The following is a 24,854-nucleotide window of genomic DNA, read 5'->3' as shown; positions in this document are numbered from 1 at the left end:
AAGTAGAGAAAAAACGCATGCTAAAAAACACATCACAATTAAAAATGATATCACTGCTACTTTTAGGTGCACTCAGCTCGTTTGCTGTTAACGCACACGGTGATGAAGCTCATCCAAACAAAAGCACCTTATTTGTTGGTATCGACAGTGAACCCGCACACACTGTAACCGCGTTTAAAAAAGCACTAAAACAGGGTGATCAAGTCACAGCTCGTAAACTACTCGCTGACAATGTTATTATTTTTGAAGGAGGCGGTATTGAACGCTCAGCAGATGAATACGCAAATCACCATATGCATGCAGATATGGCATTTTTAAAAGCCGTTGAAAGCACATTATTAGAGCATCAGGTATTCACGCAGGGCGATATAGCTTTCTCAATTGCCAGAAGCTCAACCGAAGGCAGCTACAAAGGGAAAGAAATAAAGAGTATTGGAATGGAAACAATAACACTCAAAAATACCGACAATGGATGGAAAATCACTCATATCCACTGGTCCAATTAAGGAGTACAACATGCGAACAGCTTACCTTGCTTCATTACTACTTTTTATGAGCAATTTGCCAGTGATGGCAACAACTAGTAATCAACCCTTAACCCATAACAGCAATCAACACACACATGATTCAAATAGTGAACTCACTGTGTATAAAAGTAAAAATTGTGGCTGTTGCAAAGAGTGGGTCACACATATGAACAAAAATGGCTTTAACACAACAGCCATTGATGTTGTTGATATGGGCACCATAAAAAATAACTATCAGATAAAACCAAATCAGCGCTCATGCCACACGGCGGTGTCAGCCGATGGCTTTATTTTTGAGGGGCATGTTCCCGCTAAATTTGTTAAGCAATTCTTATCAGAGCAACACCCTGAAGGTACGATAGGCTTAAGTGTTCCTGCCATGCCCGTGGGTACGCCAGGGATGGAAATGGGGAACGTATTCCATAAATACAACATTAATTTACTAACAATAGATTCACCCGCTGTAAGTTATCAATATATTGAACAATATGCCGAGCAATTTTAATGAATTAGGCATACGCTATAACTAGGTGATTACAAAAATAGTACCTCACTTCATCATTTTTACGACACTGTAAAAATTAATGAAAATAAAGCCCAAAAGCAACCATCTCACTAAGCTAAGGGCTTTAAGCAAAAAGGAACACCGCATGAGTAAAGCCCAAACAGAGCAGCAGCTAATCATTGAGGGCGCAGGCTGCGCCAGTTGCGTAGGGAAAATTGAAGCAGCACTGCAAAACACACCTGGCGTGAACAGCGCAGAGATGAATTTTGCAGACCGAACCGTACTCGTCAGTGGGACAGCCAATTCCCAAGACCTAGTTAAAGCCATTGAATCTGCTGGATACAATGCCAAACCGTTCAATGACAGTTCGCACACAGACTCCCTTGATGAAAAAGAAGCAGCCGATTGGGCATATTATAAAAAGCTGATGCGCGACACCATTATCGCACTCTCACTGGGTGTGCCTCTTATGATCTATGGTATCGCTATTGGCGAGATGACCGTAGCAACCAATACTGAGCGGCTCGCGTGGTTAATTGTTGGTCTTTTAACGCTTGCGGTTATGTTTTTCTCTGGTAAACATTTTTATATTGGCGCATGGAAAAGCTTTAAAAATCATTCTGCCAACATGGATACCCTCATTGCACTGGGCACCGGTACAGCATGGGTCTACTCAATGCTGGTTGTCTTTATTCCCGATGCTATTCCGCTAATGGCAAGGCATGTATATTTTGAAGCCACCGCCATGATTATTGGCTTAATCAACCTTGGTTTAGCGTTAGAGCTAAAAGCACGAGGAAAAACCTCAGAAGCAATCAAACGCTTAATCGGCTTACAAGCCAAAACCGCCACTGTTGTTAGGGATAACAAAGACGTTCAAATAAATATCGACCAAGTGTTGCTCAATGACATTATCAAAGTCAGACCGGGTGAGAAAATCCCCGTTGATGGTGAAGTAATCGAAGGCCACACCAGCATTGATGAATCAATGCTAACAGGTGAACCCATGCCTGTTGAAAAATCAGAAAAAGACGACGTCACCGCGGGTACGCTCAATAAATCTGGCATGATCCTATTTAAAGCAACACGGGTAGGAAAAGACACCGCGCTTGCACAAATTATTGCGATGGTAAAACGTGCCCAAAACTCAAAACCCCCAATAGGGCGACTAGCCGATGTTATATCTGCGTATTTTGTGCCGGTTGTCATGATTATATCTATCGTCAGTGCACTAGCATGGTTAAACTTTGGCCCAGAGCCCACTCTTGCCTTTGCAATTGTGTCTGCGACAACGGTGCTTATCATCGCGTGTCCGTGTGCGTTAGGACTTGCTACGCCAATGTCGGTTATGGTCGGTGTGGGCAAAGCAGCTGAGGCCGGTGTTCTTATTCGAAATGGTGAAGCACTGCAAACAGCTTCCAAAATTACAGCCATGATTTTAGATAAAACGGGCACCATTACCGAAGGCTCCCCCAAAGTCACTGACGTTATTTTAGCAAATGAGAGTGATGAAAAAACCATATTACAGCTAGCAGCCAGTTTAGAAAGTGGCTCAGAGCACCCTCTTGCGCAAGCAATTGTCGAAAGTGCCATGGAGCAAGAAATCGAGCTGCTGAAAATAGACGCCTTTAACGCAATTACAGGCTATGGTGTCGAAGCCACGTGTAATGGTAAGTCGCTGCTATTTGGCAATAGTAAATTAATGAAAATGAAAGAAATTGAACTCTCTGACTTCACAACGAAAGCACAGGCCTTAGCGAAAGAAGCAAAAACGCCAATGTATTTTGCTGTAGATGGGCAGCTAGCCGCAATTATCGCGGTAGCGGACCCGATGAAGTCTGATTCACTTTGTGCAATCAAGCGTCTTCAAGCCAATGGTATCCGCGTTATTATGCTTACTGGCGATAATAAAGAAACCGCCTCGGCGATAGCAAAAAAAGCACAAATTACTGAATTCTTTGCTGACGTTCTACCTGAAGACAAAGCCAATAAAGTGCGCGAACTCCAACAACAAGGCGAAATTGTCGGTATGACAGGCGATGGGATCAATGATGCCCCCGCACTTGCCCTCGCCGATGTTGGTTTTGCGATTGGAACAGGCACTGATGTTGCCATTGAAAGTGCCGACATCACACTCATGCGAGGCTCTCTTCATGGCTTAGCTGATGCCATTGCAGTGAGCAAAGCCACGTTACGCAATATAAAACAAAACCTATTTGGTGCATTTATCTATAACGTGGCAGGTATTCCAGTGGCGGCAGGTATTCTGTATCCATTTTTTGGTCTACTGCTGAGCCCTGTTATCGCGGGTGCTGCGATGGCTTTTTCTTCGCTTACCGTGGTGACGAATGCAAACAGGCTTCGTTTATTTAAAGCACAAGATCACTAAGGAGCCACATTATGATGATTATTAACTTTATCGGTATTTCACTCATCGTGCTGATCATTTGGTGGTTTTGGCTGTATAAACCAAACAACGTTGTTGCAACTAGTACCGACGTACTCATTGAGGTAAAAGAAGGGGTTTATTCGCCTGCTTCTCTACAAGTTACAGCTAACCACCCAATAACCTTATCTTTTTTGCGAAAAGATCCGTCACCTTGCTCCGAAACACTGCTCATTCCCTCCTTAGATATAAGTGAGCAACTGACCCTAAACAAAGTGACAAAAATACACCTGCAAAATATCCCACCGGGAGAACATGTTTTTCACTGCCAAATGCAAATGTACAAAGGTGTTATCACTGCAGTCGAATGAGATTGTGAAGTGAAAATAAAACAGCTTGGAGAGATTATTATGAGTGATTTAGAACATAGAGTCGGCGTAAAAGAAGCAAACTTAGTCGTTCGCAATCTGCGGCTGTGTAAAGTGACAGATGAAAATTGTGATGCACTCATTGAAGAGATTGATAGACTCTTTGGCATCGATGAAGTGAGCTACAATATTCGTGAAAACGTAATACACTTGGCCTATGACGCAACCCACCTAAACTTAGAAGGGATCGAAACCGTTATTCGCAAACACAGTGCCGATCTTCACAATGACTGGTGGACACACACCAAAGAAAGTTACTACCAATTTGTCGATCAAAATATAAAAGATAACGTCACTCACAAACCCTGGAGTTGCCATGCAACCCCACCAAATAGGCACAATAAACATAAAGAGTAAGGTTTCCCCATGACAGGAAACCTGTGAATACTTTTACATGTTGTTAAATGAGTAACCGTTACTAATTAAGTAAGCCTTGATCTGGTCTGTCAAATTCGAAAATGGGGTTTAGTCACATCTGACCGTCGCAAATGTGCAAAAAGCGAACCTTCAGTCATAACTCGTTTATGCCCCAAAACGAGTTGAGTCACCACCCTTAATCAGGCAAAAAACGATCACTAATGCCACTTTGGAGGCATTAGTCAATTGCACTAAAAAAGGTGATTTGGATTAGTTTTTGTATCTTCAATTGGTTAAATTTGTCATATCCTCATTTACTAATGAAAATAATCCGGCTTCTTTCCCCTGCTCAGAATAAATGTTGAATAGTTTATCTGGAATGGGGGGACATTTTCTTAAACGATTAGGCACAACAACATGATACCCGTCAAATAGAGTTAGATAAGGAAAATTCAAAACAGCCAGATTTAAAAACTCTATATTACAAGGCGACTCAAACTTTACATTTTTAGGTGTGGGTGAAGCTACAGTAGGTGGCGTAGGAAATACAACCAATTTATCGACAACTACACAGCATGGATATAAAGTACCTGAATTGATAATGACTCCAACCCCTTGCATTTCCATCTTGTCCGTAGGTAAATCGATTACCTTCGCACCATCAATATCTCGATTACAGTTCAATATCTGCTTTCGCACATTATCTAGTGAACTTTGGAAAACCCAGTTATAACCTATTTCATTGAACCACATTAAATAAGCGGCAGTTATATATCCAACTGCAATTTCGTTTTCGTGAAGCGTTAATGGTATTTCAAAGTTAATTTCGAGGTTTTCACCAAACTTCATTGATTCTAATTTACCGGGTGGGTTTCTATTGATAGGTAAAGCAATATCAATACCTCCGTCAACGTCCGAGACACTTATTGATCCATTAACAGTTTTGTCATTAATACTTATGTACCTACTCTTTGTTTTGGCATCTAAAAGCGTCCCCATAGGGTTATTCAGTATATTAAGATATTCGCCTAACCACTTATCCTGTTTTTCACCAAATTGACTATTACAATCCTTACAAAGAAAAGTCCATTCATTCCCTCCAGAAGCTTCTGGTAAGATATGACCTGCCGTAAAGCTGCGTTGACCTGAATTCAAATCAAACTCCTTTACGCATGTTGGACATATGACTTTATTTTCAAACCCATTGCCAAATGAGCAAAGGTGCTCATTCAAATATTTTGCTAATTTTAATCTTGAGTGTTTTGTTGACTTACCCTTCATAGATAACGTCCTGTTAACCGCTAGTATGCTTTAATAAATTTATTATGGAGACTTCTTAGTAATAAAACAAAAGCAATTCATTAGAAAATATATGGCAAAAAACTTAAGGACAATGTCTTCAGCACAATCGAGACCTTTCAGCTCATGCTACTAGAGCCAACACGGAATTGTCCAAAAGTGAGTTATTGTCTCTTGAACGCTCACTTGAGACTTTTGTACTCTAAAGTTCAGTCACTTACTTTTTAATAAGTCGCATACTGGCAATATACCTCACTGCCTTCATCTTCCTATATTTGAAGAATGCCAACTCCGCCTTAGAGTTCTGCCATCATGATAGCAAGTAACATCAAACTTAATCCTCATTTGATATTACAGTAGCAGTTCAATCTCAATCTCACTCTAAATAAGAACCAAATTGATGATACGTTTTCTGTCACTTTTTGGCTTATTTATTATCTATGCATGAAATGAAAACAAGGCAAAAAACATCATTTTCAATAAAAATATTGAAATGTATTGCTCCCCACCTCTCCACTGTATACCTGAAAGTAGCCCCGTTGCACTTATCTAAATTAAGGTCATGTTTATTGATAGATGAATTGCACAGCAAGTTATCAGCGTGGCTCATTTATATTGCACGCTGATGGCTTTCAGCTATTCAAAATCATGATTGGACTTCACATCTAACAATTCGCCAGTCTTAGCTATCTTAAAGAAGATATTTTTCTCATTTTGGTTATTTTCTGCTTTGACAACATAATAGCCCTCTTCAACATGGACTATTGAGAGCTTATCGTTTGCTACCTCTTTCCATGAAGCATCGAGTTTACCAACTTCAAACCCATAATCCTTAAAAGTCATTTTCTTGATTGACTTGGCAGCAATATTCATTGCTTTTTGGTCATTAATAGGGTCATGGCCACTGTGCGCCAACGCCCCAACACTCACTAATGCAATGCAGATTAACGCTGTTGTAATTAATCGATTCATTACTTTTCTCTCCTGGTTTTTACTTTTACCATGTGCTTAATTATGCCGTTTATTTTTTTAAGCCAATCACTTCATATTCACCCTTAACAAGCAGCTGTAAGGCAATTGGGTTATCTGTTTTATTTTTCCAGTACCAACCGTGTGAACCGGCAAAGGGAGCTGTGAAGCTTCCTTTCATTTCATTACTCGTGGCAATCGTATAGCTTTCAAAATACCCCGTTGTGTCACCTTCTGGTTCACCATGCAAATCGAAATACAATGACTCACCCTCTGTTAACCATTCATAGGTCATTTTGGCATGTTGGGGCATTGCAAACTTATATTCAACTCCTCTACCTGCAGGAACGATTACTTCAATGATCTGAAATTCATCGGTGCCTTTATTCCCTGTCGGTGATTGACTTGGTTGTGCGTCTGTCTCTGCAGCTATCGCAATGCTGGTTAGGCCAAGCTTATGGCCAATACCCGTTGGGTCAATGTTATATTCGGCCGGAAGAATTAAAGTCACCAGAGCAATGGCCGCAACAACCGTTGACGATACGCTCGCTATAATTAAGGTCTTTAAACTCACTGTGTGTTGCATACTCATCTCTTTTTTTATGTGTTAACTAACGAAATAACCCGTTAATTGAAAACCAACTAACATCACACCAGCACTCATGAGTGCTGTATTTGTTAAGGTCGAAAAACGTTGGAATGATGGAAAATGTCGCCAAGCATTTATGGCAATTAAAATAAAGATAAGCGCTGCAAATTGCCCCAATTCAACACCAATATTAAACGCAATTAAATTAACTAATAAACCATCCTCTGGTAATTGAAACTCTTGTAACTTCGTCGCTAAACCAAAACCATGAAACAAGCCAAAAATCAGCACCGCTGCTTTTGTATTGGGTTGCCAGTTAAAGCAGCGTTTAAACCCACCTAGGTTATCAAACCCTTTGTAAATAACAGAAAAACCGATAATCGCATCAATTAAGTTAGCATTAACGTTAATATCACCCAGTACACCGAGCAAAAGCGTAGTACTGTGACCAAGAGTGAACATCGTCACATAGAGCAACACATCTTTGCTGCGATATAAAAAGAAAATCACACCGACTAAAAATAATAAATGGTCATAGCCTGTGATCATATGTTTTGCACCAATATACAAAAACGGGACAAATTGTATTCCCTGATTTTGCTCTAAAAATGCACGGGTGTTGTCATCTACACCATGTGCCAACACATCAATACTGACGAGCCCAAGCACCGCAATCAAAAAGAGTAAGCTCATTTTTAATAGCTTATTTTGCATTCCAACTTCCTGTACATCTAATTCTTTCAAGTAATACGCCTTTCAATTTTTATCACATGCTATAAAACGCAGATAAACCTGCTTGGCCAACTAAACTGTTAACTATACTTAAGTGGTTTAACATTAATTGCAACGTTTGATTTACGTTTTCTCCTTTCTAACGTTATCTTCATCATTTGCAGTAATGACTGTTAATTCAACCGACTTAGAAATAACTTCCTTCATCAAACAAAAGTTCAGCACTCCTTATTCGTGCAAAAAAAAAAGCCGCTTTCGATTAATGCAGATCAGTTAAGGAAAAACCAATAAAATAAAGGGTTACAGCGATGATTTATAAAAATCTTACTGTAGCCCTTTTGCTATATGGTCTTTAGCTAATTTTATCCCCACCTGCTTTAAGCAGCTTTAACTGAATAATATTCACATATTTATTCAAAAAACTGCTTAACTGACTGGCATTACGCTTTCGATGGTTCTTTTTCGCAAAGCCTGCTATTTTTTAATCAGTTAGTATCTAAAAAATATACATCACCACATTTACTGCGAGGAGTGCTCAAAATGTGTGCACGGATTTCACTTATATCTACAACTATTTCAATCGCTTTAGCCTGCTCTTTGCCGTTAGCTTTTTCTGCAAAAGCCGAACAAAAACCTAACAATGCCAAGGTCTACCCATTAAAAGAAGCGTTCTTCGGTGAGCAACATGTCCATACAGGTGTGTCGATGGATGCGTTTATTGCGGGTAATAGACTAACGCCTGATGATGCCTATCGCTTTGCTAAAGGCGAAGAAATGATGGTGAATGGCAGTCTCCACAAAATAAAACGACCACTTGATTTTGTTGCTGTTACAGATCACTCAGAGTTTATGGGAGAAGCCTTTAGCCTAATGAATGAAGGGGCACCTGGTTACGACCACGAAATAGCCGTTGCTTTTCGTGAAGCTCCAGATTTAGAAACGGCATTAAAACTTTATAATAAGTACGTATTAGCCCCATTAGCAGGCGGTGGAGAACCTCACCCTGCATTTTTTCAAGGCCAAGAAGCCATTAAATCTACATGGCAAAAAAATATAGAAGCCACTGAAAAGCATTATCAACCAGGTAAATTCACCACTATACATGCCTACGAGTGGACATCTGCTCCTGGGGGGGCAAACCAACATCGCAATGTTTTCTTTAGAGATAACAATGTCCCTGATATGCCTTTTTCATCAAACGAAGGGGCCGATCCTGAGCAGTTATGGGCATGGATGCAAACACAACGCGACAGTGGCAAAAAAGTGTTCGCAATACCACATAACTCAAATGAATCGAAAGGCTTATTATTTGCTGAAGCAAGTCTTTCAGGCGTACCCGTAAACAAAGAATATGCTGAAAAACGGGCCAGTATGGAGCCACTCATTGAAATGATGCAAGTTAAGGGTAATTCAGAAGTTATACCCAACTTTTGGCCCAATGACGAATTTGCAGACTTTGAAAATGCAGTGTCAATTCAAAAGTTTAATGGTCGTGCGTTCATAAAAGAAAACTATGTGCGTTATGGACTAGGACGCGGCATTAAATATCATGCAGAGCTTGGAGTTAACCCTTTTAAATATGGGTTTGTTGGCGGAACAGACAGCCATAATGGCACACCAAGTAACGTTGAAGAAGACAATTACGCTGTCGGTAGTCACGGCTATGCCGACCAAACAGCCGATGTACGTTCTAAGGCAATGCTTGAAGGCGAAATGCTGATTGCAGACTCCAGTCCTGGCGCGTTGACTGCTGTGTGGGCTAATTCAAATACGCGCAGTGCAATTTGGGATTCAATGCAAGCAAAAGAAACCTTTGCCACCAGCGGCCCACGTATGAAAGTCCGTTTTTTTGCAGGCCAAGGGTTCAATAAAAGTTACAAAAATTACACCGACCTTGTAAAAGATGGTTATGAAAAGGGCGTGCCGATGGGCGGCGACTACAAAGGTAAAAAAGCCCCTGAGTTTTTAGTATGGGCAATCAAAGATCCTATTGGCCCAAACTTAGATCGTATCCAAATTATTAAAGGGTGGTACGAAAACGGTGAAATGAAAGACCACGTTTATGACGTTGTAGCCTCGGGAGATCGCCTAAAAGCAGATGGAAGTGTTACCCCTATTGATGCCCCTATAAATCTTAAAACGGGTGAATTCAATCAAGTAAAAGGGGCTGTTGAACTTATGTCAGTATGGACAGACCCTGACTGGGACCCAAATCAAGAAGCATTTTATTATGTGCGTGTTTTGCAACTGCCAACAGCACGTTGGACGTTATATGACGAAATAAATGCCGGTGTAAAATACCCTGATGATGTAAAACGTCAAATTGTAGAACGCGCATGGGCCTCACCTATTTGGTACGAAGTAGAGTAAGTATAATTAATGATTAAACGTATTTTAAAAGAGCCTATTACTCATTTTCTGGTATTAGGCTCACTCTTATTTGCAGCATGGAATTACCTTGCACCTTCGCAAGAATCAGAAAACAATGAGTATGTAATAGTGGTCGATCAAGCTAAGTTTGATCACCTAAAAACCCTTTGGAAAGCGCAGTGGAAACATGAACCTTCGAATGAGGATATTGCTGCCATTCTTGAGCGACATATTCGCAAAGAGGTATTTTACCGTGAAGCGTTAACCATGGGTCTTGATCAAAGTGATGAAATAATTCGTACGCGACTTGCACAGAAAATGGAAGCAGTTGCCAGCGATCTCAGCAATTTAATGCAGCTCCCTTCTGAGCAACAACTTAAAGAGTTTCATCAAGCTCGCCCAGAACTGTTTACCATTGCGCAATCATTCGCGTTTGAGCAAGTTATATTAACGCCACAAGAGGCTCAAGAGCCAAAACTGAGTGAAATTCGCGCCCAACTAATAGCAAATCCAAATACACTAAACAGTTTTGAGAATCGCCGTTCAGTGCCTAACAGCTGGCCTCTCATGCCTGAAAACACCCTCAAGAATGCATTTGGAGGCACCTTTGTTGAGCAACTCGCTAAGCAGCCAACAGAGCAATGGGTTGGGCCCATTGAGTCTGGTTTTGGTTTGCACCTCGTTAAAATTGCCAATAATACCCCCGAACATTTAGCCCCTTTCAGTGATATTAAAGACTATGTTTTAGAGCAGTATAAATACTATGCAGTCATCGACTCACAGCAAAAAATGTTCGAAACGTTGCTTAAAAAGTATCGCGTTCGATTGGAAGCTGACACCATTCCGACGGAAATAGAGCAAGAGTTTGCCGCATTATGAGAATGAAAGTATTTTGTTTTGCCTTGCTATTAATATGGGGAAGTTCAGGGTTTGCACATGAAATTCGCCCCGCGTATTTACAAATTAATCAAGTGACTGAACACGAGTATAATTTACTTTGGAAAGTACCCACTAACAATAACTTAGTGCAGAATATACGCCCTGTTTTCGAGCCTCAGTTTTCACTTTCTCCATTACCGAATCACATGGTAATAAATGGATTTGTATTGTTTCAATATCGGTTAAATGCCGATACAGAACTTGCAGGAACAACACTGACAATTGAAAACCTAAACCGCACCACTATCGATACTTTAATCAACATAAAATTGTTGAACGGGAGTCAATATAGTTTATTAATGAAGCCGAATGAAAATACGCTTTCGATTCCAAGCGAAGGCAGTATTTGGCAAATCATCACCTCTTATACAAAACTCGGAATTGAGCATATTTTAGAGGGCTGGGATCACCTGGCATTTGTTGCAGCATTGATGTTAATTGTTAGAGGCTGGGTCACGTTATTTAAAACAATCACCGCGTTTACATTAGCACATTCAATCACGCTCGGTTTAGCAACATTTGGTTATGTATCACTGCCACCTCCTCCCGTTGAGGCACTCATCGCATTGAGTATTTTACTGATTGCAGCTGAATCAATACGTATTAGACACAATCAACACAGCCTAACAACAAAATGGCCTTGGTTAGTCGCATTTATATTTGGTTTATTGCATGGCTTTGGTTTTGCGGGAGCACTAAAAGACATTGGCTTACCACAAGTCGATGTGCCTGCAGCTCTCTTGTTTTTTAACTTAGGGGTTGAGCTTGGCCAATTGTTTTTCATTACCGCTATTTTAGGCACCGTTGCCATTACTAAGCACCTTATTAAAGTGCCAAAACCCGCGGCTACGTTTGCGGCATACGGTATTGGTAGCCTTGCCTGTTTTTGGCTTATTGAGCGTATTGAAGGTATGTTTTTTTAATCGTGTTTAACGTAAGGCATGTTATTTGCCACTCTCTCAGCGAGAATAAATAAAATGCCTTACGTGCACCCATCAATCATTATTCACGGTGGTTAAAACTTTGTGGCTTACCTAATAGATAACCTTGGAAAAACTGACACCCTAAACGTTTTAAGTATTGAAATTGCTCTTCTGATTCAACCCCCTCGGCTATCACATTTTTTCCTAAGCTTGTCGCTAAGGTGAGAATCGCTTTCACAACCGACTCGTCTTCGGAGCTAATCAGCATTTTATCGATGAATGACTTATCGATTTTTAACGTATCAATCGGAAACCGCGTTAAGTAGCTAAGCGAAGAATAACCGGTTCCAAAATCATCTAAAGAGAGGTTGATACCCAAGTTTTTTAGATCCTTCATTCGCTTTATGAGCATCTCGGTGCCCATTAAAATAACCCCTTCGGTTAACTCTAGTTTTAACCGTGAAGGTTGTATTGAAAATCGATTAATTGTCTCCAGCACTTGCGGAACAAAGTTAGGGTCTTGAAATTGGAGCGCGCTGACGTTAACAGCCACACTTAAATTAGGGTTTGAATATGCATCATTTTTGCTCATTTCTTCACACACTTGCTCAAGAACCCACTGCCCTATTTGATTAATTTGTTTTGTTTCTTCTGCTATAGGTATAAAAACATCTGGTGAGACGCTCCCTAATTTAGGGCTATCCCATCGCAGTAATGCCTCATAACCAATGAGTTCTTTGCTGGTGTTATGAATAGGTTGATACACAACGTTTAGCTCTTTTTTGGCAATGGCATTGATCAACCCTTGGTTTATTTCATTTCGCTCTAAAATAGATGCTTGTAATTTCGGGTCATAAAAACTAATCATATTTCGCCCTCGCTCCTTAGAGTGATACATCGCAATATCAGCCTGCTTCAGTGCCTCTGACAATTCAAAGTCGCATGCATTAATGATTGTGAGGCCAATGCTAGGTGTTGTATGAACTTCATACCCATCAAGGTAAAAAACGCGCGAAATCGTTTCACGTATGTTTTGCGCAAAGCTATCCACAGAATGAAAGTCACCATCTTTTATGCACGTAGGATCATCCAGTAAAATAACGAATTCATCGCCCCCTAATCTGGCAATTAAATTAGGCGATAAAACAATACTTTCTAAACGGCGCGAGACTTCTTTTAACAGTAAGTCACCAATACTGTGCCCTAAAGTGTCATTGATCATTTTAAAGTTATCTAAATCAATCAGCAGTAAGGCGTAACTGTGGCCTTGGGTATGATGCTTTGATTTAGCCAATGACTTTGCTTTGTCGATAAGATGACGTCGGTTAGGTAAATTAGTTAACTCGTCATACATTGCTAAGCGATGAACATTTTGTTCTGCAAGTTTACGGTCGGTAATATCAGCTCTAATAGCAATGTACTTATACGGCTTGTTATTTTCATCAATAAAAGGAACGACGGTTGAGTTAACCCAATATAAGCTGCCATCTTTGGCACGGTTACAGACTTCTCCTGACCACACTTGACCACTGCGAATTGTTTGCCACATAGTTTTAAAAAAGCGCGGGGGATGCGTTCCAGAATTGACTAACGCATGGGTTTTTCCGATAAGCTCTGCAGCAGAAAATTGCGATATGTTGCAAAACTTTTCATTCACACTCGTGATTACTCCCTTGCTATTGGTGGTCGCGACAATCGCATGCTGATCAAGGGCCTTTTTTAGTTCTGCTCGACTTCTATTGAGCTCTTCATTTTCTTTTTCGGCGAGCTTCATTTCGGTCATGTTTTCAATCAAACATAACAGGCTAATTACTTTTTCTGACTTATCATTTTCTGGGATCACATTAACATCAAGAAACAACGTTTCCTCATCGAGCCCTTTGAGGTTTATCGAAAACTTAACTTGTTCTCCCTTTAATGCCGTCCTTAAAAAAGGCAATACTTTATCGATAACATCGGGAGGGAAAACATCATGAATATACTTACCCTGAGTCGGTGTACGTAAATAAAAGTAGGTTTTTAGCGCATTCTGATTGTAATAACTCAACTTAAAATCAGCGCTTAATCTGAGCACACCTATGTTCATATTATCTAAGATTGTTTTCAGCTCATTTTTCTTTTTAGATGCATACAGCTCAGCCTTGTTCACCATTGAATAAGGATATAAAACCCCCTCAATAAATACGCTTTTATAGATAAATAACGCACCACATAACTTCACCAAATGCGCAATGACAAGGTAGGTATCAGACAGGGTTTGATACTGGGTAACCAACAATGAAAACAACGCCATACAAACTGATGATAATGCAAAATGAAGGTACCTTTTTTCACCATCTACGTTATGTTTCTTGTAAAACAAATAAGCCACGACGACATAACCAATTAATAGAACATTTTCTAAGGTTATTTTTACAATGGACACGCCTTCGCCATAAATAAAGAGAGACGGTAGGTTATAAGCAAACAAGGTGCCGAACGCGATTAAAATAACTGAAACAATTAACCCACAGCTTAGCCATACCATTTTCCTGCCATGAAAAGTCAGTGAGGCCGCAATGGCTGCAAACGTCAGTAATTCAAACATTCGCGCAGCTAAAGAAAAGAAAATCGACTTTTGACTTGAGCTGGGCGTAATAAACGCTGGCATACCAGCAAACGAAATCGCGTTCATGTAGTCCATCATTAGGACAATACTAAATCCGAATATGATGATATTCGTTTGTTCTGCGTAGCGGCCGTCAAGGCGCTGAAATTCAAGCAGTACCACTGATGAGAAAACAAAAACTGACAATAGCTCCGTTGTTAAATGCAGTATTTCAGTATTTTTTTGTGAAAATATATCGATACTTTCAAGCACAAAAAAGCATATTAAAGCCCCAATAATTAAGCTCGAAAACAAAACAAAATAATGGTTATTTACACCCTGACACTTAAAACCCGCTTTAGAGATGTACATTGTCTATTCTCCTTGCCAAATTACAGCAAACATAGGCGTAGCTAAAGCGTCTTCATCATGCTTACTTTGAGCAACAGCATGACTTTTTAAAACCTTTAAATTCAAGGTTTTTAATTGTTTTTTCATTGTATAAAACACAGCTTTTGAAAACTCAAAGCAGCATAAAAAATTAAAATCTTTACCAATTAACTGTTCTTCATGAACACCTACTTTTTGTGAAAGAAACAGTGAACTATTTAAAGTCGAGAGTATTTTTTCTAAATTATTTATTGGTAAATCACTTCGCATGATATCTGTTCCATTTACAGTCTTTTAATGGATTTAAAAATTAAATACACAACATTTACTGGCTCATTTAAAAATACCAGTTCAATATAAAGGGTTTTATTTAGCTAGATTAAAAATAAAAATAGAGGCGTGTTATATAAACCACTGACATTTAGCTATATTAACTTTGTCAACAATTGATTTTTCAACTGTGTGGCTATCAGCTAACTCAACGGTGCCATTCGCGAGATCTTTATTAACAATAGCCTGCGACCTATCATTTAATTCAACCTTTGCACCTTTTGGATAAAGGCGAATAAAGTTAATAAATTTAGTCGTTAATATATGATCAAACTTACCAATTTGAGCGGCGTGATAAACTTTCTCAATCGCTTCTACACGTGAGAATTTTTCGCGATAATGACGCTGTGAAGTTAAAGCAACGTATGTATCAATAATACGAATTATGCGTGCTTCAAGGGGGATTTCAGGTTTTATTAGGCCATGAGGGTAACCAGAGCCATCACAATTTTCATGGTGGCACTTGATAATCTTAATCACACTGTCTTCAATGCCGCGGCTTTGCAACTCGCGGCAGCCCAACACAACGTGCTCATGAACACTGTCAATTGCTTTCGCGCTTAACTGCTTACTTTGCTTGTAATCAGGCGGGATTAAAGACATGCCAATGTCTTTTAAGAATGCTGACTTTGCAAAAGGGATGAGTTTGTCTTTTCTTAATTTTATTTCTTTTGAGAATAAAGTAATTAACACCAATAACCGCACAGACTCTCGAAATGATTGGGAGTCTTCGCTAATTTTTTCGTATATTAAATCCAGACGACTGGCATCATTAAGCACAAATAAAACAATATTTGTAACGGCTTGAGTTATCGCCTTGTTGTTTAATACATCTGATTGGCCACAGTCTTCAAGTGCCACTTTAAGAATTGATAACCCTTTATTCAGCGCACCAACCGATTTGTCTTCAGAGACATATAACGATCCCTCAAATTGCTTGAGTTTGTGCTTATCGCTTTCAGACTTAATTTTAACTTTATTTGTAAAAAAAGGAGTTTTTAGCCAGTGTTCATTGACCCTAACTAACATACCTTTCTTTAATTGATTGGATTGTATTTTTTTCAATCTAAGTAACCTTGTAATAAAAAAAACATTAGTTACTCATCGTCTTCCCATTGACAATTAATCCTTTAGTCGTTCTATTTTACTTAAAAAGTTAAATTACATCAATATAAATCAGAAACAAGCTAAGACTATGAATCAAAAAAAGATAATTGCAATTTAATTTAAAAAAACACTTTTTATAATACAATACTATACAGTAAATAATTTGATGAAATACCTAATAAAGGTAATTAAATATTAAATTAAACAACCCAAAATAATACCTAATAAAGGTAATTAGTTTCTTAATAAATAATCGTCAATTCTTATCGCGTTCATGAGTAGCGTATGTATAAAACGCATCAATTGGCATTGGTTTACTGTGGTAATAACCTTGGATCTGAATGCAGCCTAACTCTTTTAGGGTTTGTAATTGTTTTTCTGACTCAACGCCTTCTGCTATCGACTCCATATCAAGTGCTTTCGCCAGATCAATCATGGCTTTTACAATAGCAATATCTGCTTTAGTTGGATGTTCTAAATTATCAATAAATGACTTATCAATTTTTAACTTATCTAGTGCAAATTCCTTAAGGTAACCCATTGATGAGTAACCCGTCCCAAAATCATCAATCGACATTTTAAATCCAGCTTCACGCAGTTTAGTTATCGTGTTTAATGCAAACTGTGGATTACCAATCGCAATCGTCTCAGTCAGCTCAAGTTCAATACAGCTCGGCTCAATGGAATATTTTTGCAGTACCGTGGTCAAACTACGTAGCAAGTTCTTTTTAACAAATTTGGTAGCCGATAAATTGATGGCAAAAGTGAGCGCTGGCATCCCATTATCGCGCCATTGACGAATCGTTTTTACGGTATTTTCAAAAACCCAATCATCAATGTCACTAATTCGGCCACAACGTTCTGCAATCGGAATAAACTCAGCGGGTGAAACACAGCCTAACGAAGCTGAATGCCAGCGCAATAAAACCTCAGCGGCTACCATTTTGTTTGTTGCTAGTTCTATTTGAGGATGAAATACGAGTGAAAATTCGTTATTTTTTAGTGCGTAATTGATAGCATTAATGATCTGAGCATGCCTCACACCTGCTTTATTCATTTCTTCAGCATAAAACAAGACATTATTACGGCCTAGTTTCTTCACCTCAAACATAGCCGACTCAGCCATCTGCAATAAAGATTCAAAGTCACTGGCATCCAGCGGGCACAGGGCAACCCCTATCGAGGCCGTTACAACAATTAACTCGTCGTTAATTGATAAGGGTTCTCTGATCACTTTGAGTAAGTTATGAGCACACTTATCAATCTCTTCTGTCGACGTATAGGGGGTAATAAATGCAAAGCGGTCACCTTGTAAACGCGCAACCATGACTTGCTCCCCCATAAAATTACTCATTCTTGCACTCAAGTTCTGCAGTATTAAGTTGCAATTCCCTATTCCCAGAGCCTTATTAAGAATTTTAAAGTTGTCTAAGCCAATTAAGATAAAGGCTGATTTAATACCGACATGCGCTTTTATGACCTGCTCAAATTCCATTTGTAACTTCACTTGATTGGCAAGCCCTGTTTGCTGATCAAAGTAAGAAAGCTGATGTATTAAGCTTTCACTTTCGACTTGCTTAGTCATATCATGTTGAAAAGAAATGTAATTACTGATTGCTCCTTGTTTATCAAAAATGGGGTATATGGTTGTTTGCTCTACAATAGCATCTCCGTGTTTAGTTTTATTAACCAATGAACCAACCCACGCCTGTTTATTATTTAGCTGTTGCCACATCCCCTGATAAACACCTAAATCCGTTTGACCTGCGCTGATCATGTTCGGACTTTGGCCTATAAGTTCATCGTAACCATACTGACACATGTCTAAGTACGCCCGATTCATATATTCAATTTTGGCATCCGTATTCGTAAACATAATAGGGTGCGGATTTTGCTCTACAGCTTGAGATAAAATATGCATGCGTTTATTCAACGTGATTTTATTAAACCACTGCCACACTGATTCAGCCCACACGGTGAGCATGTTTTTATCATGCACTGAAAATGTTTTTTCTGTGTGTTGCAAAATAATCGCTAACTGACATTTGCCATGACGCACAACCGGCACCACCAGCAAAGAGCTGGCATTACTTGGCAAGCCAAACTCTTTTGCTTGCTTGCGATTAACAATGACTGCTTCTCCAACAGCGACTTTTTCTTGCAACTTACTGGTACATACATCCAGTTTTGAGCCATGCACCGCACGGTAAGCGAGCTGCTTATGTTCATTACAAATATAGAGCGATGCACCATCACAATTTGCAATTTCACGGGCTTGCTCAACGGCATAATTAAGCAAGGTTTCTTGATCTTCCTGAAACGAAATTTCGGTCAATGTAAGCAATCCCTTATTAAACTTACTTTGTTGAAGCAGTGCTGCCATTTGCCCTATTTTTTCTGTTACGTCACGCGCGACAACTAAATAAGTTTCATGCTCATTTTCATAAGTAAACAACGTCACAGAGAATTCAAAATGATGCGTACGTCCATTAATTAAGAGAGGTAATGCATCGATAGTAAATAATCCAAATAAATGATTTTGTTGCAGTGAGTGTATAAACTGCGGTGCATATTGAGGAGCAAAAAGCTGACAAATATTGTGACCTAACACATTGTTCGAAAAGACACGACTCGGCGAATTGTCACTGTAAATAGTTTTAAACGTGCCATCTCGCTCAAGCTCAAAAACAGAATCGGGTAAAGCGGTGAGCGTTGCAGATAACTGCTCTGTTGAATTTTCAAGATCAGCGTAAGGTTTGATGACGGTTTCAACAAACACGATTTTATATAATAAAAAGTAGGTCAAACCTTTATAAATATGACCAAAGAAGTTAAGTGTATCGGTTACATGCGAGGCATCATTATAGAGCGTAAAACACGCCTCACTTAATATCGCCAACAAACAAACAAGTGTTTTCCCGGCGATATTTAGAGTGTTTCTTGGTTTTCTTAATTGCGATGCAAACATACACGCAGCAAGGCTGTAGAGCGTAATCAGTGTTATTTCTATCAGCCACTTTTGTTGACTGCTGCCACCTCCTTCAATGTACAACGTGGGCAACCAATCGGGAAAATAAAATACAACAGCCACAATACACGCGGTCACACTAAGTAAAGTACTCAGCACAACACGCGCATTAAACAGCTTATAATTCAGCCAAATAGCGGTTGCAATCACTAAAAATGCAGCGGCATTAAAAAACCGGGCAAACAGCCAAAAAGCAAACACTTGCTCCATGTTTTTCTCGTGATCACTGACACTTGAAAAACTCAAAAAGTGCAACGCATCAAAAATAGCAACACACAGCATAAGACAAGATAGCAACAATAACTTGCTATTCCGGGTGAAGTGCCATGTATTCCATCCAATAGCAAAAATTAAGAATGAAATAACAACTGAGAAAAGCTCAACACTGGTATGCATGCCTACATAAAAAGGTTCAGTAGCAATTAAACCGACCTTTTCTAGCAGTAGTACGATGGCTAATAGCAACACACCGACACCAATGTAAGGTAAGGTATTTACAAGTTCTTTATGATGAGAAGTATGTACAAACTGTTTCACTAAGCTTTTAACTATTTTTATAAGTATTACTAAAAAGGATAGTAAAAATAACAGTTAAGTGTAGATAAATAATGAAAAAATCTGTCGGTGTTGCGCTAACTATTGCTTAGCGCAACAGAATGAAAACTAACCTTTATTAAAAGGATTCCGTGTATCTTGATTAGCATCGAGGTTACGCATCAAAATTGCGTGGTCTAAATCAATATCTTCCGGTAGAGGGATTTTTACAATATGGCCTGAGCCTTTTGCATCGCTGATTGACTCGCCCTTTTTGTTTTCCATAAACTCAAGGTTAAAGTTAATATTGCCTTTAGGAGTCATTAACTCAAGCGAGTGACCCGTACAAAATTTATTTTTAACATCAATTTCAACCAACCCATTGCTAGTACGCCCCAGCACTTCACCAACAAACTGTTGTTTATCTGATACCGAATGACCGTACTCATAGTTTTGATAGTCTTGGTGTGCATGGCGCTTTAAAAAGCCTTCGGTGTAACCTCGGTGTGCTAAGTTCTCAAGCGTTTTAAATAAGTTTGCATCAAAAGGACGCCCAGCCACCGCATCATCAATTGCTTTACGGTAAACTTGTGCGGTACGCGCCACATAATAGAAAGACTTTGTGCGCCCTTCAATTTTTAGGCTATGTACGCCCATTTTTGTAAGCTGATCAACATATTGTACGGCGCGTAAGTCTTTTGAATTCATGATGTAAGTGCCATGCTCGTCTTCAAATGCAGGCATGTATTCACCAGGGCGACCTTGCTCTTCCAGCATATAGACTTCATTACTTGGCGCGCCTTCACCGAGTGTGGGGATCACTGATTTAGGATCAATTTTATGAACCATTTCGCCCGTTTCGTTTTCGGTGCCCGGTTTTACATCGTAATTCCAACGGCATGCATTCGTACACGTGCCTTGGTTAGGATCGCGCTTATTAATATAACCCGATAACAAACAGCGTCCAGAGTACGCCATACATAATGCCCCATGAACAAAGACTTCAAGCTCTGTGCTTGGGCATAATTCGCGTATTTCTGCAATTTCTTCAAGTGATAATTCACGCGACAAAATAACACGTTCAATGCCTTGTTTTGCCCAGAAATTTACCGTGGCATAGTTAACTGCGTTAGCTTGTACAGATAAGTGAATTGGCATGTCTGGCCATTTTTCACGGACCAGCATAATTAAGCCCGGATCTGACATAATCAGCGCATCTGGCTGCATTGCGATCACAGGTTCAATATCGCGTAAATACGACTTTACTTTGGCATTGTGGGGAGCAATGTTCGACACAACGTACAACTTTTTATTTTGTGCATGTGCCTCATTAATACCGATTTGCAAGTTATCTAAATCAAACTCGTTGTTACGAACACGAAGGCTATAACGAGGCTGACCTGCATAAACGGCATCTGCGCCATAAGCAAAAGCATAACGCATATTTTTTAAACTACCTGCGGGTGATAACAACTCAGGCGTAAAAGGGCGAGGGGTCAAAATAGGTGACGACATGAATGCTCCACACATCGAACCGAGTACAAGTCGGTTGCATGAATTAATATGATTAACGAGCGCGGGAGTATAATAATCTGTGACTATATTTTATTGATCTAGATCATAATTGCAGGTAACTAAGCCGCTAATTAACGCCAAACATTGCTGCTTGCGAATCACAACGAAAAAAAGCGCCTTTTGGCGCTTTGGTATCAATAACAATGTATCTTATAACTCGTGAATTAATGAGCCGAGCCATCGCCCCCGCGTAACACGCCTTTTGGCGCACTACAGCCATGCTCAGAAATATAATCAACGGCGGCTTTTGCTTGAACAACCCCCCAGCCATAAGCATGATCATACCCAGCCTCGCCCTGATCATCCGCCGACGCACGAAGCGCTAAGCGAATACCATTTGCAGTACATTCAGGGAAATTACTCCACACCACAGCTGCCACGCCAGATACATGAGGTGTGGCCATTGAAGTGCCTGACTTAAAGTCATGATCTGTAAACTCGGCAACACTTATTGTGGTTTCTTGCCCTAGTTGCTCCATTAAATGAAGCCCCTCATTCATCATTACCGCGCCCACAACCAGTGTCGTTGGATTAATATTACCCACAAGCTGGCCTTCGATGTTATTACGAATAATAACCCCCACCCCGCCATCGGCTTCGCATTGCTCAACCTTGCTATAAAACGGGCTATCACCACGCTCAACTAAACAAATTTTGCCTGTTACATCACCACAGCTTTCGGTGCCGCGTCCACAATCGACAAGCTCACCTGTGACCGAGCCAAAACGTGATCCATCCAATGCATAGTGCTGAAAGTTCACATCATCCTGCATTACACTAAATTTTGAAAAACGTCCTTTACCAACAGGAATTGTTGAGAACACCCCAACCCCTGGCGCTGATAACTCAACCTGTGAACTGCGCTGCGAAAAGCTTGCATGTTGCTTAACACTATCCACGGCGGCAACTGAAACCACACTATCGTAAGACGCAGGATAACTGTGTGATGCATCGCCTGAGTTACCTGCAGCTGCAATCATTAAAATATTATTACGCGCCACTTTATTAATTGCTCTTTCTTCAATCGGACTTGAATATTTGCCCCCTAAGCTCATGGAGATCACTGTTGAACCCGCTTGCTGACACTCATCAATGGCCCCAGCTAAATCAGAGGCATAAGCCCAACTACCGTTGCCTGCAAATACACGCACAATGTGCATATCCAGAGAGTGGTCACCCACAATACCTGCACTGCCTTTGTTGTCATCAATTGCAGCAATCGTGCCCGCAACATGCGTGCCATGACCAAATGGGTCTTCATACCAAACACCCGCGCCACCATCCGCTGAACCGGTCACGCCCGCACTCGGTAAATCAGGGTGACTTAATGCATAACCACTATCAATGACACACACTTTTTGACCGCCTTGATACTGCACTTTATCTGCCTGAACCATCGTATAGCCATAAGGTAAGAACTGCATCGGCTCTTCTGACATCAGTTTACGAGGTACATCGGGGTAAAACGCTTTAATATTGGATAAACCCGCTATCTCTGCCAATTGCGCCTTATTAATAGTGACTGCAAAACTCTCGAGTGACTTAATTTCTTTTTCTATTTTGACATTTTTAGCCTGAAGTGCCGATTTCACAATTGACGCTTTATTATTGTTCGCTTCAACCACTATGCGAAACGTCTGTTCTGCAAAACTGGGGAAACTACATGCGAGAGCCACACTTGCAGCAAGTACTGTTTTTTTATTAATCATCGTTGGGCTCCTTGTTATTGTGCAGTATTATCGTTTTTGCTCGCTGGGCAATCATGCAACTGAACGTTACCACTGATTGTTCCTGCATTGCTGTAACCTTGATATGGCCCAGACTCAAGCAACATCACATTTAAGAGCCCGTTTGCACCAATCCCTGTTTTAACGCCTTCTGAAATATCCATCATACAGGCAAAGCCAACGCCCTCTCCCGGCGCTGTTGGGTTGGTTGAGCTATAATTAAACTCCACCTGATACATTCCCTCAGTGCAAATATCTTGCTTACAGTACAAACGCTCATCACCCGACTCTGCGCCCTCAGGATCAACGGGCTCTTCGCTGCATAATCCAGCACCATACACGTTTGCATTAAACGCTACACCGCCCATTTGCTGCCAATCAATTGCTGTTAAATCCTTATAATTAACCTGTCCAGATACATCACCATCGCATCGCGCAGCATGCGCAGTAAAGACAGCTTTGCCCGCTCCGCCTTTTGAATTAAGCGTTCCACCAGCTGACACTCGTGCATCTATTTTTGCACAGCCACTCAATATAGCGGCTGTTGCAATTAACAACCCTAACTGTGTTAGTTTCATATTTTTTTCCTTGTAGTTTGTTTTCATTATCGTTTTATCCACTGTGACGCAAACTAATATTTCTAGTATATACATCTAGTTAAGAGCGACAGCACAGTATTAGAGCAACCAATAAGAGAATTCAATACGCAGAAATAAGCAAAAATGAACAGCACAAATGTAAGCAGAAAAAACGCTTTTATTTACAATCTGTTAAAATTAAATTCACACAGCGTTCATATGTACCAGTTTGTACCAAAGTGTAATCAAGCACCAAATAGCACATTAAAAGATCTTAATTAAACACTGTTGCACTGTGCTTATAGTGCATTGTGATACCCATTCGCTTAATGAGATGAGTGGCTTTGAAACACGAAAAACTAACAGAGAAAAGAAAAAAAGGTGACCAATCCTATGGCCACCTTTTTTAGATCAAACGCAATTAACTATCCAGGATAATTGGTTTTGATTTAGTTATGTTAACAGCAAAGCCATTCTCATAAAAATTTTTACACGCCTGTTAAGCGTTCGCGGCGCTTTTTCCACAACAGAAATTGATAGCCAAGCAAGCCTTCAGCTTGAATGTTAATTCGCCCGCCCGCCGCTTTTTCAACTTTCAAATGACCTTGCTTGTCATCATGCTGAAAGTTAAATAAAAACGTTGTAAGGGTTTGTTTATTTAAGGTAATCGCTATTTTCTGCTTAGTGTCTTCGAGTACACTCACTCACCAGCTCATTTTCATTAAAACGATATTTTATTTGTTTATTCGTCGCTATGAGTTTAGGCAGTAACTTTGCGATATTATCATTCCAGTACACAGAGCGCTTTGCGTACTCAATTGATGCAGCCTCATCAAGTTCCCATGTTGTCTCAAGTTCAGTTGGAAACTCAGCCTCTACAGGGTTCGATTCTTGATTGATTTGCGCATGTAGGTTTTCAGCTGTGCCAATCACAGATAATAAGCACATTATTTTTATTATATTTTTAAACATAA

The 24,854-nt window shown here is 39.9% G+C and carries 21 protein-coding genes; 8 read left to right on the top strand and 13 right to left on the bottom strand.

Annotated features, from left to right (window positions below; translation table 11 throughout):
- Window positions 1-17: 17 nt before the first annotated feature.
- The 5 genes from BM378_RS02740 (at window position 18) to BM378_RS02720 (ending at window position 4,203) form a co-directional block, all read left to right on the top strand.
- Window positions 18-506 (top strand): YybH family protein, encoded by a 489-nt coding sequence (locus BM378_RS02740; protein WP_074988538.1) that lies wholly within the window; start codon window positions 18-20, stop codon window positions 504-506.
- A gap of 10 nt (window positions 507-516) precedes the next feature.
- Window positions 517-1,032 carry a DUF411 domain-containing protein gene (locus BM378_RS02735; RefSeq protein ID WP_227006877.1) on the top strand — a complete coding sequence of 172 codons (516 nt, stop codon included), beginning with the start codon at window positions 517-519 and terminating at the stop codon, window positions 1,030-1,032.
- 145 nt (window positions 1,033-1,177) lie between these two features.
- Window positions 1,178-3,421, top strand: coding sequence for a heavy metal translocating P-type ATPase (locus BM378_RS02730; RefSeq protein ID WP_074988537.1), 2,244 nt, complete (start codon window positions 1,178-1,180; stop codon window positions 3,419-3,421).
- 11 nt (window positions 3,422-3,432) lie between these two features.
- Window positions 3,433-3,789: a cupredoxin domain-containing protein gene (locus BM378_RS02725; RefSeq protein WP_074988536.1), complete on the top strand. Its 357-nt coding sequence runs from the start codon at window positions 3,433-3,435 to the stop codon at window positions 3,787-3,789.
- A gap of 39 nt (window positions 3,790-3,828) precedes the next feature.
- On the top strand, window positions 3,829-4,203 hold the full coding sequence (locus tag BM378_RS02720; protein ID WP_074988535.1) for a hypothetical protein: 375 nt from the start codon (window positions 3,829-3,831) through the stop codon (window positions 4,201-4,203).
- A 285-nt stretch (window positions 4,204-4,488) separates the two neighbouring features.
- Here BM378_RS02720 and BM378_RS02715 read toward each other — a convergent pair whose 3' ends face one another.
- From BM378_RS02715 to BM378_RS02700, 4 genes are all read right to left on the bottom strand, one after another.
- Window positions 4,489-5,484, bottom strand: coding sequence for an HNH endonuclease (locus tag BM378_RS02715; RefSeq protein ID WP_074988534.1), 996 nt, complete (start codon window positions 5,482-5,484; stop codon window positions 4,489-4,491).
- 654 nt (window positions 5,485-6,138) lie between these two features.
- A complete protein-coding gene (locus tag BM378_RS02710) occupies window positions 6,139-6,474 on the bottom strand; it encodes a DUF6488 family protein (RefSeq protein WP_036972391.1) in 336 nt (111 codons plus the stop codon).
- A 49-nt stretch (window positions 6,475-6,523) separates the two neighbouring features.
- A complete protein-coding gene (locus BM378_RS02705; protein WP_074988533.1) occupies window positions 6,524-7,057 on the bottom strand; it encodes a hypothetical protein in 534 nt (177 codons plus the stop codon).
- 21 nt (window positions 7,058-7,078) lie between these two features.
- Window positions 7,079-7,774: a HupE/UreJ family protein gene (locus BM378_RS02700; protein ID WP_074988580.1), complete on the bottom strand. Its 696-nt coding sequence runs from the start codon at window positions 7,772-7,774 to the stop codon at window positions 7,079-7,081.
- A gap of 558 nt (window positions 7,775-8,332) precedes the next feature.
- Here BM378_RS02700 and BM378_RS02695 point away from each other — a divergent pair.
- Genes BM378_RS02695 through BM378_RS02685 form a run of 3 tightly spaced genes read left to right on the top strand, consistent with a single transcriptional unit; the run spans window position 8,333 to window position 12,024 of the window.
- On the top strand, window positions 8,333-10,162 hold the full coding sequence (locus BM378_RS02695) for a DUF3604 domain-containing protein (RefSeq protein ID WP_036972394.1): 1,830 nt from the start codon (window positions 8,333-8,335) through the stop codon (window positions 10,160-10,162).
- A gap of 9 nt (window positions 10,163-10,171) precedes the next feature.
- Window positions 10,172-11,041: a peptidylprolyl isomerase gene (locus tag BM378_RS02690; protein ID WP_074988532.1), complete on the top strand. Its 870-nt coding sequence runs from the start codon at window positions 10,172-10,174 to the stop codon at window positions 11,039-11,041.
- Window positions 11,038-12,024 carry a HupE/UreJ family protein gene (locus BM378_RS02685; protein WP_244887025.1) on the top strand — a complete coding sequence of 329 codons (987 nt, stop codon included), beginning with the start codon at window positions 11,038-11,040 and terminating at the stop codon, window positions 12,022-12,024. Before BM378_RS02690 ends, BM378_RS02685 begins: the two co-directional genes overlap by 4 nt.
- Before the next feature lie 79 nt (window positions 12,025-12,103).
- Here BM378_RS02685 and BM378_RS02680 read toward each other — a convergent pair whose 3' ends face one another.
- The 9 genes from BM378_RS02680 to BM378_RS02640 all read right to left on the bottom strand — a co-directional run bounded on the left by BM378_RS02680 (window position 12,104) and on the right by BM378_RS02640 (window position 24,852).
- Window positions 12,104-14,983 (bottom strand): EAL domain-containing protein, encoded by a 2,880-nt coding sequence (locus BM378_RS02680; protein WP_083422858.1) that lies wholly within the window; start codon window positions 14,981-14,983, stop codon window positions 12,104-12,106.
- A gap of 3 nt (window positions 14,984-14,986) precedes the next feature.
- Window positions 14,987-15,271 (bottom strand): hypothetical protein, encoded by a 285-nt coding sequence (locus tag BM378_RS02675; protein WP_065979592.1) that lies wholly within the window; start codon window positions 15,269-15,271, stop codon window positions 14,987-14,989.
- Between the two features lie 132 nt (window positions 15,272-15,403).
- Window positions 15,404-16,396: a cyclic di-GMP phosphodiesterase gene (locus BM378_RS02670; protein ID WP_074988531.1), complete on the bottom strand. Its 993-nt coding sequence runs from the start codon at window positions 16,394-16,396 to the stop codon at window positions 15,404-15,406.
- 298 nt (window positions 16,397-16,694) lie between these two features.
- Window positions 16,695-20,003 carry a bifunctional diguanylate cyclase/phosphodiesterase gene (locus tag BM378_RS02665; protein ID WP_074988530.1) on the bottom strand — a complete coding sequence of 1,103 codons (3,309 nt, stop codon included), beginning with the start codon at window positions 20,001-20,003 and terminating at the stop codon, window positions 16,695-16,697.
- 126 nt (window positions 20,004-20,129) lie between these two features.
- Entirely contained in the window at window positions 20,130-21,515 is a 1,386-nt protein-coding gene (gene trhP, locus BM378_RS02660) for a prephenate-dependent tRNA uridine(34) hydroxylase TrhP (protein WP_065979595.1), read from the bottom strand.
- 224 nt (window positions 21,516-21,739) lie between these two features.
- On the bottom strand, window positions 21,740-23,284 hold the full coding sequence (locus BM378_RS02655; protein WP_051501882.1) for a S8 family serine peptidase: 1,545 nt from the start codon (window positions 23,282-23,284) through the stop codon (window positions 21,740-21,742).
- Between the two features lie 14 nt (window positions 23,285-23,298).
- Complete coding sequence (locus tag BM378_RS02650) at window positions 23,299-23,880, bottom strand: hypothetical protein (RefSeq protein ID WP_036972400.1); 582 nt, start codon at window positions 23,878-23,880, stop codon at window positions 23,299-23,301.
- 488 nt (window positions 23,881-24,368) lie between these two features.
- Window positions 24,369-24,584 carry a hypothetical protein gene (locus BM378_RS02645; RefSeq protein WP_074988529.1) on the bottom strand — a complete coding sequence of 72 codons (216 nt, stop codon included), beginning with the start codon at window positions 24,582-24,584 and terminating at the stop codon, window positions 24,369-24,371.
- Window positions 24,562-24,852 (bottom strand): hypothetical protein, encoded by a 291-nt coding sequence (locus BM378_RS02640; RefSeq protein ID WP_074988528.1) that lies wholly within the window; start codon window positions 24,850-24,852, stop codon window positions 24,562-24,564. Before BM378_RS02640 ends, BM378_RS02645 begins: the two co-directional genes overlap by 23 nt.
- Window positions 24,853-24,854: the final 2 nt, after the last annotated feature.

It is taken from the genome of Pseudoalteromonas lipolytica, from assembly GCF_900116435.1.
In the GTDB taxonomy this organism is placed as follows: domain Bacteria; phylum Pseudomonadota; class Gammaproteobacteria; order Enterobacterales; family Alteromonadaceae; genus Pseudoalteromonas; species Pseudoalteromonas lipolytica.
This window is presented reverse-complemented; position numbering and strand designations above follow the sequence as displayed.